This is a genomic window from Bacillus sp. SJS (assembly GCF_000732485.2).
Lineage (GTDB): Bacteria > Bacillota > Bacilli > Bacillales > Bacillaceae > Metabacillus_B > Metabacillus_B sediminis.
The window spans coordinates 36,177-48,730 of sequence record NZ_JAQV02000015.1 but is presented as its reverse complement, the minus strand read 5'-3'; the positions used below and the strand labels follow the sequence as shown (position 1 = coordinate 48,730).

Annotated in this window: 8 protein-coding genes and 2 pseudogenes; all 10 read left to right on the top strand. The window is 36.0% G+C overall.

Annotated elements, in window-relative coordinates; all coding sequences use genetic code 11:
* Window positions 1–45 precede the first annotated feature (45 nt).
* The 10 genes and pseudogenes from AS29_RS07330 (at window position 46) to AS29_RS07285 (ending at window position 12,445) form a co-directional block, all read left to right on the top strand.
* Window positions 46–1,965 carry an RHS repeat domain-containing protein gene (locus AS29_RS07330; RefSeq protein WP_051860501.1) on the top strand — a complete coding sequence of 640 codons (1,920 nt, stop codon included), beginning with the start codon at window positions 46–48 and terminating at the stop codon, window positions 1,963–1,965.
* A gap of 38 nt (window positions 1,966–2,003) precedes the next feature.
* Complete coding sequence (locus AS29_RS07325; RefSeq protein ID WP_035404519.1) at window positions 2,004–2,339, top strand: hypothetical protein; 336 nt, start codon at window positions 2,004–2,006, stop codon at window positions 2,337–2,339.
* A gap of 794 nt (window positions 2,340–3,133) precedes the next feature.
* Complete coding sequence (locus AS29_RS20970) at window positions 3,134–4,465, top strand: RHS repeat domain-containing protein (protein WP_156505887.1); 1,332 nt, start codon at window positions 3,134–3,136, stop codon at window positions 4,463–4,465.
* Between the two features lie 22 nt (window positions 4,466–4,487).
* Window positions 4,488–4,853: a hypothetical protein gene (locus tag AS29_RS07315; protein ID WP_035404515.1), complete on the top strand. Its 366-nt coding sequence runs from the start codon at window positions 4,488–4,490 to the stop codon at window positions 4,851–4,853.
* Window positions 4,854–5,286: 433 nt separating this feature from the next.
* Window positions 5,287–6,058: pseudogene (locus AS29_RS07310) on the top strand (recombinase family protein).
* A gap of 119 nt (window positions 6,059–6,177) precedes the next feature.
* Window positions 6,178–6,588, top strand: a pseudogene (locus AS29_RS07305) (transposase); the annotation flags it as partial.
* Between the two features lie 104 nt (window positions 6,589–6,692).
* The gene (locus AS29_RS07300; protein ID WP_035404511.1) at window positions 6,693–6,932 is read left to right on the top strand and encodes a hypothetical protein; all 240 of its coding nucleotides are present in this window, start codon (window positions 6,693–6,695) and stop codon (window positions 6,930–6,932) included.
* An 85-nt stretch (window positions 6,933–7,017) separates the two neighbouring features.
* Window positions 7,018–7,530 (top strand): HEAT repeat domain-containing protein, encoded by a 513-nt coding sequence (locus AS29_RS07295; protein ID WP_035404508.1) that lies wholly within the window; start codon window positions 7,018–7,020, stop codon window positions 7,528–7,530.
* 987 nt (window positions 7,531–8,517) lie between these two features.
* Window positions 8,518–9,786 (top strand): helix-turn-helix domain-containing protein, encoded by a 1,269-nt coding sequence (locus tag AS29_RS07290; RefSeq protein WP_051860500.1) that lies wholly within the window; start codon window positions 8,518–8,520, stop codon window positions 9,784–9,786.
* Window positions 9,787–9,880: 94 nt separating this feature from the next.
* Entirely contained in the window at window positions 9,881–12,445 is a 2,565-nt protein-coding gene (locus tag AS29_RS07285; protein WP_066098999.1) for a TnsA endonuclease N-terminal domain-containing protein, read from the top strand.
* The last annotated feature ends 109 nt before the right edge of the window (window positions 12,446–12,554 follow it).

Here is a 12,554-nt window from a genome sequence, read left to right as displayed (position 1 = left end):
TACAGCAAAATCTTCACGTACGACCTGTCGGATCAGCTGAAGAAATTGCAGTTCCAAAATGGCACCGATGTCATCTATGAGTATGATGCGAATGGGAACATACTTTCCAAGGTCATCACCTCTTCTGCAGGGGTCAAGCAGACCTTTAGCTATCAATATGATGAATTGGGGAAGCTGGTTGAATCCAAGGGTCCTTTACAAGATGTGACACGGAATGAATATGATCCGAATGGAAACAAAATTAAGACAACGCTTCCGAATGGAACCATGGTCAACTGGACCTACGACGGGAAGAATCGCATTAAATCCATCGGCTATAACGGCACCCCTCTTTATGAATACAGCTATGACCGGAACGGAAATGAACTGTCCGTAAAAGATTTGGCATCAGGGGGAACGAAAACCCGGACCTTTGACAAAGCCAACCGGGTAACGGCCCTTACCGACCGGGGCAGCCGCCAAACCTGGACCTATCCGACGGAAACCGATAAACTGAAGTCATTCCAGTCCACGCATGGTGGGTTTACCCAGACGAACACCTATGAGTATAATCAAAAAGATCAGAATACTGTGGTTAAAGATGGAGCAAGCACCTACCGTTTCGACTATGATGAGCAAGGAAACATGTCCACCTATATTTCTGGAAACGGATCAGGATCTTCCTTTCAATACGATTCGACAGGTCTGGTAGAACAAATCCACGTCGGTCTGCAGGACGGAACGTCAGTCTTAAGCGAATCCTATATCTATGACGCCAATGGAAACCGGACGAAAATTGAATCCGGCAACGGGTCCAACGTCCACTACCAATATGATGAACTCGATCAGCTGACGAAGGAAACCTATTCGAATGGAACGGTCAATGAGTACAGCTATGACGGATTCGGGAACCGCATCTCTACCAAAGAAACAAGCGGCGCCGGACAAACCACAACGGTCGATGCCCAGTACAACCTGGCCAACCAGCTGACCCGTTTCGGCTCAGAAGAGCTCGCCTATGACCTCAACGGAAACCGGACAGAGGATGGCCGATACCAGTACACCTGGAACAGCCGCGATCAGCTGATGGCTGTCACGAAAAAAGGAGAATCCCAGCCGTTCGCCACCTACAAATACAACGAAGAAGGCAAACGTATTCAAAAAACGGTAAACGGAACCATCACCAACTATTTCTACGATGGGGACAGTCAGAATGTTCTCTACGAAACCAACGGTACCAATCAGGTCGTCCGTTCCTACACCTATTCAGAAGGCGGCCAGCTGCTTTCTATGATGAAAGGATCAAGCCAATACTTCTATCACTATAATGCACGCGGTGACGTCATTGCGTTAACGGACGCCCAAAGTAATGTCGTGTCTTCGTACGAGTATGATGCATGGGGAAATGTCCTGAAAGAAGTAGAACAAGACGAGGTAAAGGACAATCCTTATCGATATGCGGGATACCATTATGATAAAGAAACGGATATGTATTACTTAATTGCTAGATATTATAATCCAACTCAGGGGGTATTCTTATCACTTGATCCATATCCTGGAGATCAAGAGGATATTTTATCTCAAAATGGATACTCTTATGCAAATAGCAATCCGATAAAATATGTTGACCCAAGTGGATATAGGGCACGTGAAGAAGCATTTTTTGATCTTGGTAACAGTTTTATGGATATCAGGAGACAAGAAAAAGGTTCTTGTGCAATAATGTCGGATAAAGCTTGTAAAGATATTACGAAAAAGATTGGGAAAAAGGGATTAAAAGCATTTGATAAAGCAATGGACAAAGGAATTGTAAGCGCAAAGGGGGAAAGTGGAATTAAAAAACTAGGGAAAGGTGCAAAAATAAAAGGGAAAATATACAAAGTGGAAATTAAAGTATACGGGGAATTTAGTAATTATAGAGTATATGGAAATTGGGACAGTGAATTACATTGCTATTATTTTACAAAGTTCGATAAGCATACATGATTTTTTAAAAATTAGTTCTTGGAGTGAATTATTAACTAATGGATATTAAAGAGCTTAAAAGTTTTGTATTAGAAAAAAAACTGGTGGAAGAAACTATTGAAGGATTTTGGGTAGCTTTTAATTATTGGAAAAAAGATTCTCCGAAAGAATTTGTTAAAACCTTCAGAAAAAAATTTGACCCAATAAATCTAAATATTTATGTCAAACACGTTTCGCTTAGAGTAACAAATTGGCCAGACGAAGATTACAATCAGATTATTGTTTCTGCAAACTTCGAATACTCTGAAACGACAATAGGTGAGTATAAAATGCTATTCGATCATGAAACTGGTGAAATAGTAGACGATACTTTGCATGTATACGGTAGAGTGTAATAAATTTAACAAAAACTGTTTTATAGGTGATTCTGTGTAAGCCCAAATAAAAAAACATTCCTCTTTCATAATCTGTTATAGAACTCACATTCCTGTTAGTGTTAGTTTTATTTTATGCTGAGTTATGGCAAAGACCGACACACTAATAAAACGTGTCGGTCTTTTTGTTATCTTTATTTGTATGACGTGATACTTAATCTTATATTCCCCTATAAAAAACGGAAATAGGCGGATCAATGGATGGAGCATTACACTGTTGATATAAATAAATTGTTCTCTAATGTAGATGTTAAAAAAAGATATTGTAAATGGTAAATAATATATCCTTAATCCATTAAAAGATGTTCGAAAGAAGCATATTCTTACTGCTATAGGGAAAAGTAAAAAAACAATACATAAATGCAAAATTGAACTGCTGGACTTTATATGCCCGACAAAAGGTGAGGGAGAAAGTAGAATAACTGAATGCTGGCATTTTAAAGGATATTAACTATGCGTAAAATACTAACTATAAATACGATCTCTTTGGACTAATCACAAATGTAGAAGATAGTCAGGCAGGAAGTGTTCAATATTCCTATGACTTAGGTGGAAGAAAGATCAAAGAAATCCTACCAGGTAATGTGAATGTATCTTACACATACGACAAGGGAAACAGAATAACTAATATTGAATCAGTTAGGTCCGGCACCCTTTCGGAAGATTATCAATATGTTTATGATTCTGTTGGAAATCTGGTTAAGTCAACCGACAGTCGAGGAAGTACTGACTATTCTTATGACAGCCTTGGCAGAATGACTTCGTACTCATTAAATGGGGAAAATATAATTTACACTTACGATAATGTAGGGAACCGTTTAACAGAGACAGGTGTGCAGGAAAAAACTGCAATTAACCGCCAATTCGCATATGACAAAGCAAATCAATTAGTCAGTATTAAAGAAGGATCTCAGGAAACAAAGTTTACATTTGATAAAAAAGGTAATATGGTGGAGGACGGGAATAATATTTATAGTTACAATTCTCTGAATCAATTAACCAAACTTCAAGGAAAAGGAATTAATTCAGATTTTAAAATAACAACCGGAAATGACACGAAAAATCTTTACTGGCTTGATAATAAAATTGCTTTTGAATCAGATGAAAACAAGTCGCAAATAGCCCGTAATATTAATAATCCTATTGATAGGGTTGCCCGTGTCAATGAAAAGAGTCAAGAAAGCCCTGGCGCAATTTCATTCTATCAATATGATGCCCATAAAGATGTTAGAACCTTAACGGATTTAAATGGAAGTACCCAAGAGCAATACAGCTACGACCCATGGGGAAAACCAATTTTTAGTAATGATACCGTGCATACTAATCCATATTTATATGGAGGAGAATATTACGATGACCAGACAGGCCTCTACAATTTAAAAGCAAGAGATTATAACCCTGAATTTGGAAGGTTTGTCACTAAGGATACCTACCGGGGAGATTTGACTGACCCTCGCAGTTTCAATTTGTATTCCTATGTTTACAATAATCCAGCCAAATATGCAGATCCAAGCGGTCATTTCCCTGTTCACATAGTTGTTGCGGCCGCGTTCGCATTAATGTCTGCATTAGAAACCTATGCTGCCTTTTCTGACCCATGTTCAACTAGCTTTGATAAAGGCATAGCTATGGCAGGATTTTTACCAGGAGTAGGTCCAATCAAAAAAGCGGGCCAAGCGGTTAAAGCTGGAACTAAATTAGCAGGGAAAACAGATGATTTGTTTGAAGGTTTTCAATATTTATCTAAGGGTACGGGTGAATATAGTAAGGTTGGTGGACATCATGTTCATGCAAAATCAGCATTTAAGGACAATGTGAACTATGACCCGAAAAAAGGATTTAGTATAAGTCAAAGTTTTATGAAGGATAATGGACTAAATCATCAGCATAAGACGAATAAGCAAAGAGAGCTGTTTAAAGAACTTAATGAAAGTGGAAGACCAAACTCTCTACAAGAGCATACTCGAATTGCGGTAGAAGCACTAATAGCAGGGGGAGCAACACGTCAAGAAGCTAGGGATTTAGTTGCGGCATCTCACAAAAACTTACGTCAACAAGGAGTAAGAGAACCTAGTAATATACCTTAGTATAAATAAGGAGTGGATTAAAGTGAGTGACAATAAACAAGTAATAGATTTTTTTGGCCAAGTTTTAATGGGAAGAATACGAGATGAAGCTATAGATGATTGGGAAAGAATATTCCAAGGTAAGATGAGAGATAATGAATCAAAAAAAATATTTGAAACATTAAGCACGTTTAGTCCTGAACAAGTTCAATTTATTATTAATTTGTTTCCTAAAATTGTTGATACAACATTACATCATCTTTTGTGGACATTAGAACAAGAAGAAGACATTAATGTATTGGTTAAAGCTGAAGAAAATAAGTATTCTAATATTAGAGAAATCAGTGATGGTTTAGCTGGAGAATTATACACAGAAGATGGATGGATTTCACGTTTTAGTAATAAATAGAAATCTAGAAAACCTTGATTGGCTCAATGCCTTTCAAGGTTTTCTTTTTTGTATATAAGGACAGGACAAACAGGAAAATTGGATGATTTTGAGTAGGATAAAATGAAAATGATTTTGTTTAAGAATCGAAAGCTCATGATGGTAGTACCATCAAGGAGTTTTATTTTAATATTGGCAAGGAAAAAAAACGTGAGAATTGGGCGAGATGACATTTTAAATGGCAGGGAAACTTATGACATGGAGTAACTAACAAACTAACGAGATCGCATAAGCTCGTGGCGATAAACAATGGGCTATGTGAGAGGGTGCTGTTTTATTGTTTAGGGCAAATAACTTTTGTGTTGTAATTTTCCTAGAGACGGTCGTATAATACTCGCTATTCGTTTAGAAAGCGTTACATAAATTGTAATTTTCGTAACGGGAGGGTGAGAAGTTGACCGTTGTCGGGTATATACGTGTCTCCACTCAAGGGCAAGCAAGGATACAGTTTGAAATATCAAGAAGACGAAATTAAAGAGTACTGTAAGGGACAAGGCTTGAAACTGATACATATTTTTAGAGACGAAGGAATCAGTGGTGCCAAACTGAATGAAGAAGCATTAGAAATAGACAGGGTGGGCTTACAGGAAATGTTGGCTCACCTTTCGTCTGTCCAAATACATTATGTGGTAGTGCTGAACACAAGCCGATTATGGAGATCGGATATTGTGAAGGTGCTGATTCAACGAGAGTTAAAGAAATATGGTTGTGACATTAAAAGTATTGAACAACCAATGTATAGTATCCATAAGAAAGACCCCAACGACTTTTTGGTAAATGGCTTAATGGAGTTATTAGACCAATATCAACGGCTTGAAATTGCGCTCAAACTAACAAAAGGGAGAAATAAAAAGGCGAAGGAAGGTGGGTATGCAGGAGGAAGGGTAACCTTTGGATATACGAAACAAAAGGGTGAAAAGGAACTTAAGATACATAACGGTCAAGCTGAAGTAGTGAAACGGTTGTTTGAACTAAAACAGAGACATGATAAATGGTCTTTGTCTAGGTTGGCAGAAGCATTGAATGAGGAAGGCTATCAAACAACGCAAGGTAAAGCATTTACGAAAGTACAAGTGAAACGCATTTTAGACCGAGAAATATTTTATCAAGGGATATATACATACGGACAAATACAAGCAAATGGGAAACATGAAGCAATAATTTAGAAGGCTACTTAACAAAGGGACTCATTTTCTTATAAGTTCTTGTGAAACGATGAAAATGGATAGGCTTTCGTACCAATGCGCACCGATAGGTGAACGCTCGAACTAAGGTTGCCGGCATTTTAGACTCCATGCCAGGCATTGACCTTGTGACAGCCTCAGCTTTAATTGCAGAGATTGGTGACGTTAGACGTTTTCCAAATGCCATCAAATTAGCACGATTTGCGGGTATTGCGCCTGTTTACTTTGGCTCTGGTGGGAAAGGCAAGGAACAAAAAAGCAAACAGGGAAATCGGGCGCTGCACGCTTTATTTTACAACCTAGCTGTACAGCAAGTACAAGTGGCAAAAGGGAGTAAGCTGCCAAGAAACCCAGTATTTTATGCATATTACCAACGAAAGCTTAAGGAAGGCAAAACAAAAGGGCAAGCATTGGTTTGTATTATGAGAAGGCTTGTGAATATTATTTACGGCATGATGAAACACAAAACACCCTATAAATTGCCGATAGTAAATGAGAAAAAAGTTGTTTAATAAGGTAATGATGGCTGCCTTTTTTATTTATAGCTTTTAAGATTACAACATAGGGTACGGTTAAAAATAAACCTGAACTAGCAAAACTTGGAGAGGATTTATTTGTGGGTACCTATAATCAATCTCGATACGGTAATAAAAAGACGGGATTGAATGAAACTCATACGCCTCACCATGTAGTACAAGATGCTGTGAGCCATACAACACATGGTAAAGGGATAACGGTTAACATTCGAAAAGATATTCACGAACAGACAGCAACCTTTGGCTCTAAACGAGATTTGAACAGTCCTCGCGAACATCTTGCAGCAGATATTTTTGAAATGAGGAATTTGCTTAAATAGAATGGATATAACAATTCTACAATAAATACACAGCTACAAGAATTGATAAGACAAAATAAAGCAACAGGAGGTTTCGATAAAAAATATGAATTTAATTGAGGCAGTAGATTTTTTAAAGAAAAATCAACCTCTCCCTGATGATAGGGTATTGGAAACGAATTCTGAGATACTCGAAAAATATAACGAAGTACGAAAATATTTTTTAGAGAATCCTAATCCCATTTGCATCCCATTATTTATAAATTCATTTGGAAATGGCAGTGGGTTTGGGATATATCAACTTATTGAGGATGTGCTATTAAAGTATTCTCCGGAACAAGTAATACTTCATTTAATTAAAGGGTTAAATAGTGAAAAGTATGGTATAAGGTATTGGAGTTCACAAATAGCTTCTTCATTTCCTGACAAAAAACTAATTGAGCCACTTGCAAAATTACTAACAGACAAGGCGGCTGATATAAGGTATGCAGTAATTGTAGCATTAGCTGAAATTGATGATAAAAGAGTTTTAGATTTAATAAAAAATGCACAAAAGCAAGAAGAAGATACTGAAGTGATTGAGCTTATAGAAGAAGTTATGGGTAATTTAGAAATATAGCTTTAAACAAGGACCTTGATTGGCTACACACCTATCAAGGTTTTTTGTTGTTTTTATAGTTTTACGCTTATAAAATCTGATATCAGAATCAAAAACTCATGATGGTAAGAAGACGTACAAGTTTGGTTGCAGTGACATTAATATAAAACAACCACACTTACTACTCGATTTATATTTACATATGAGAATGACAAAGCACGTGGTGATAAAGAAGGAAAAAACTGATATATAAGGCAATTGAACAGAAAAGAAATAAAGAATTTTGAATAGGACAACAGGAAGGATGTTTATCATAATTTTTAATTTCTACTTACTCATTAATAATGATGTCTTCTGCCTCATTGTTTTGTTTATAGAAGCTCCTACAATGTTAACACCAGGAACCAAAAGTATAAGTAATCCTTTTTCAGTTTTAACTACCATCCACTACCCCTTTGCCAGTAGCCAGAAGAAACTATGTTGTATAAAACTTCCTGAAGAAAAAGCCATGCAATGAGCCTTTACCTCATTGCAACAAAAAAGGATTGGCTGGCTAACTGAGACCAATTCTACTTTTAAAAAAACATTCTCAATGAAAGCAGACATCGGGCCTGCTGGCTCCCTGATTAAGTAGCCTCTAATAAAATATAATGAAGTGAAGAAAAACGAGGTATCTCTCGCTTTATCTCACCCCTTTTTACAAGACATATTACAATTAAATGTTATTTGACTGTATGCTATAGGTGTTTTGCCTTGTACAAATTAAAATAAGAATAAACATATAGATGAATGCAGAGAACAGCGCACAGCAAAAATATTTCTAAACAGATGAAGTTTTAATTTTTGCGAGGTTATGGTAGTAGTATTTTTATTTAATTAAAATTACATCCCCCACTCTATAACGGAGACAGAGATGAGTAATACTCATTATGATCAATAATTATATAAATTTAATGGATATTATCTAATTAAAAAGAAAATACTACCACAAAAACATTGTGGTGAAAAATGGAAAGAAGCAAATTGTATAATATTGAACCGGTTGGCATAGGAACCCCTTATGTAGAATCTTTAACTAGTTATATTACCCGGTTAGCAGATGCTCATTGCATAAAGACTGGTACTCTAATTTCATGTATTTATGCTCCATATTTAAAAAAAGACTACCTCAACAAAATATCAATTCGTGGAGGCGGGTTTTATGAAAGTGCAAACGGTATTAATGGAGTAGGTAAATTAGCTGAGGAGTTTAGTGATTTGACTAAAGAGTTAACGGGGAGGTCAGATATAACGAGAACAACCCTTAAGCAGTGGTCGTGTATGTTACCAACTATGGGATTACTAAAAAAAAATAAATCATGGTGCCCTAACTGTTATGAAGAGGCCAAATTAAATAAAAGAATTGTTTATGATAAATTAATCTGGAATTTTCAGCTTGTTAAATATTGTTTATTCCATAAAACTCCTCTTGTTGAATACTGTTGCAGTTGCGGTAAAGAAAATCGAGTTGTAGATAGAAATTCTGCGCCAGGGATATGTTCAAAGTGTGGGAGTTGGTTAGGATCAATTTCTCCACAAGAAATGGTGAATAACGAATTACTTAAAGATATAGAACTAATTGGTGATTTTCTAGCTGTAGATGAAAGTAATAAAATTCAAGGAACAGTGCTTGATTCACTTCAATTTTATTTACGGGTATATTTTGGTTCATCGAAAAATAAAGCAGCTTCAGCTTTAAATGTACCTAAATCAACCTTCAGTACTTGGGTTTCGGGAGATTCCCATCCTAATATTTACAATTTAGTACACATATGTAAAGTATTAGATGTTTCAATTAATCAATTTCTTCGCCGAGAAACTCCAACTTTTAAAAGTGAATTTTCAACAGGTTGCATTAATTCGACAAAAAAAACCCACGACCATATGGAAATATTGAATGTTTTGAAAAGGATTATTAATTCTAAAGAGGCTGTCTCAATAAGTGAAATAGCAAAGTGGGTTGGTTGTGACCGAAGATTGCTTTCGAGAAAATATAAGGTGGAATGTGAGCAGATAAAAAAAAGACATATTGCATTTATAGAACAACAAAAGAATGAAAGATATTTAAAGAAAATTAATCAGCTCAATAGCGCATTTTATTCCCTATTAGAACAAAGCATTTATCCGAGTCGAAGGCAGTTAGAAAGTGTATTAGGGAGTGGATTTTTAAAAGAAACCTCTCTACAGGAATATTGGAACCAACTAAAGAGAGAATCGAAAATAATGAGGAGGTCTTAATCAGAGAAAAAAGCGTAAAGCAAGAAAGGGAAATCCTTGATGTGGATATTTTTGGTGGTTTAAAAAGTATGATTCTTGATCGGAGAGATACTATATGCCAATCCAAATAAATAATTTCTTGAAAAAATTTAACTTTCCAGAAGTAACTATCAAAGCAATAAATAATATTAGAACCTCGGACCCTGCTAGGAAGGTTAGAAGTAAAGGTAGAAATGTATCAGGGTTTTATCCTAGTAAGAAGATGGGCTTAACAATTCAATTTGAAAGCCATAAGCTGGAACTAGCTGGTATTTATGAAAAAGAACATGATTCGAATGTTATGGAATATTATGATCAACCACCTTCATTTACTATTACATATAAAGCACCAGAAGGAACTAAGAAAAAACATTACACTCATTTATATACTGCGGATTTCTTTGTAATAGAAAAGGATTGGATAGGATGGGAAGAGTGGAAGCAAGATGAAGAATTAATTGAATTATCGCGTAAGTATCCTAATAGATATAAATTGGTTGAGAGTGGACAATGGAGATGTCCGCCATGTGAATCATATGCTGAAAGTCTAGGACTCAGCTTTCGAATTTGCTCCTCTAAGGATATTGATTGGACGTATCAGAGAAATATAAAGTTTTTAGAGGATTACCTATTAGATGAAGAACCGAATTTATCTCAACCTTCCCGTTTAATTATAACAAGATTGATGAAAGAGAAGCCTTATACGCTCCTAGATGATCTTTTAACAGATCAATGTTCTTTTACAGCTGATGATGTTTACGCCATGATAGCTCTGGGTGAAATCTTCGTCGACATCAATAATCACTTAATAGTTGATTTTGGAAAGTTCCCCCTTTTCATTAACAAAGAAGCTGCGATTGCTTATAAAAATATGTTAGAGAGTCATGTTAAACCATTGCTAAATCCTTCTGGAATTGATGTTAACGTTGGTGCAAAAGTTACTTGGGATGTAAGGGTTTATACAATCATCAACACAGGAGAAAATGTAATCACACTCTTGGATGACTCTAATAAAATTGTTGATATTCCTAAAAATGTATTTAGTGAGTTAATACAAAATGGTTCTATTAATGGAGTTGAGACGGTAGATGAGACTGAGACTGAAAAACAAGTTACGGATATGTTGTTGTCGGCGGATGAGAAGGAATTAGAAAGCGCAAATAGGAAATACCATATTGTTCAAGGTATGCTAGCTGGTGGAAACTACAATGATTATGACATACCCCCTCGTACCATACGAGAATGGCTATATAATTATCGGAAAGCTGATGAAACTTATCAGTGTGGATATGTTGGCCTGCTATCAAAAAGAAATAAACAAGGAAACAGGACAAGAAGAGTCCAATCAGAGGTTTTAGAATTGATGCAACAATATATAGAAGCAGACTATGAAACGATTATTCAAAAGAGTGCCTATACTGTATATACCGCATTCAAAGAAAAATGTAAGCAGGAGGGATATTCAGCCCCTAGTTTTCCTACATTCTTAGTTGAAATAAATTCTCGTTCAATACATATGCAAACTAAGAAGAGGCAAGGGGAGAAGGCTGCATATGAGACTGAGTCATTTTATTTTGAATTAAAGATGACAACGCCAAGACATGGCGATCGTCCATTTGAAATTGGTCATATTGATCATACTGAACTTGATATAGAACTCATTTGTTCAGAAACAGGAGAGATACTGGGCAGACCATGGATTACATTTATGGTTGATGCTTTTTCAAGAAGAATACTCGCTTTTTACCTAACCTATGATCCACCTAGTTATAGATCTTGCATGATGGTTATTAGGGAGTGTGTTAGAAGGCACAATCTAATTCCAAAAACAGTTGTTGTTGATGGAGGGAAAGATTTCCATAGCATCTACTTTGACACTTTAATTGCTAAATATAAAGGATTAAAAAAGCACAGACCGGGTGCCAAGCCAAGGTTTGGGTCGGTATGTGAACGACTCTTTGGCACAACTAATGAAGTATTCGTTCACAATTTATTAGGTAATACAAAAATAATGAAACTTGTTAGACAAGTTACAAAAGCAGTAAATCCCAAAACACATGCTGTCTGGACACTTGAAGAGTTACATATAATGTTTCAACAATGGTGTTATGAAATATATGATACAACACCACATAGTAGCCTTCTAGACACTCCAAGAGAGATCTTTTTAAGACGTATTGTAAAAACTGGTAAAAGAAAGAGTACTTTTATTAAGTATGATGAAACTTTTAGATTGTTAACACTACCTTCCACCAAAAAAGGAACTGCTAAGGTACTGGTCGGCCAGGGATTGAAAATTAATTATTTTTATTATTGGGCTGAAATCTTGCTTCACCCTGATATTGAGGGTAAGCAGGTTCCAGTAAGATATGACCCATATAATTTGGGGATAGCATATGCGTATGTTAAGAATCACTGGGTAACTTTAAATGCGCAGAATCGGGCTTTATTAGAGGGGCGCACTGAAAAAGAATTAATGTTAATTACTGCTGAAATACGTAAAAAAAATAAACTATATGGCCTAAAAAAATCCATATCGGGTGCTCAGATTGTTGATTTTCTTGAAAGTGCTCAAAATTTTGAATCTTTGCAACTCCAAAAGCTTAAAGACAACGCTCTTCAAAGCACGTTCACTGTATAGAAGGCGGAGAGAAAAAGGAAAGAGCAAAAGTAAAGAAAAATGAGGAGAAGAGGATTGAAGATAAACAAGAGGATAAAAAACAAAACGGTCCACAAACAACTACTAGAAC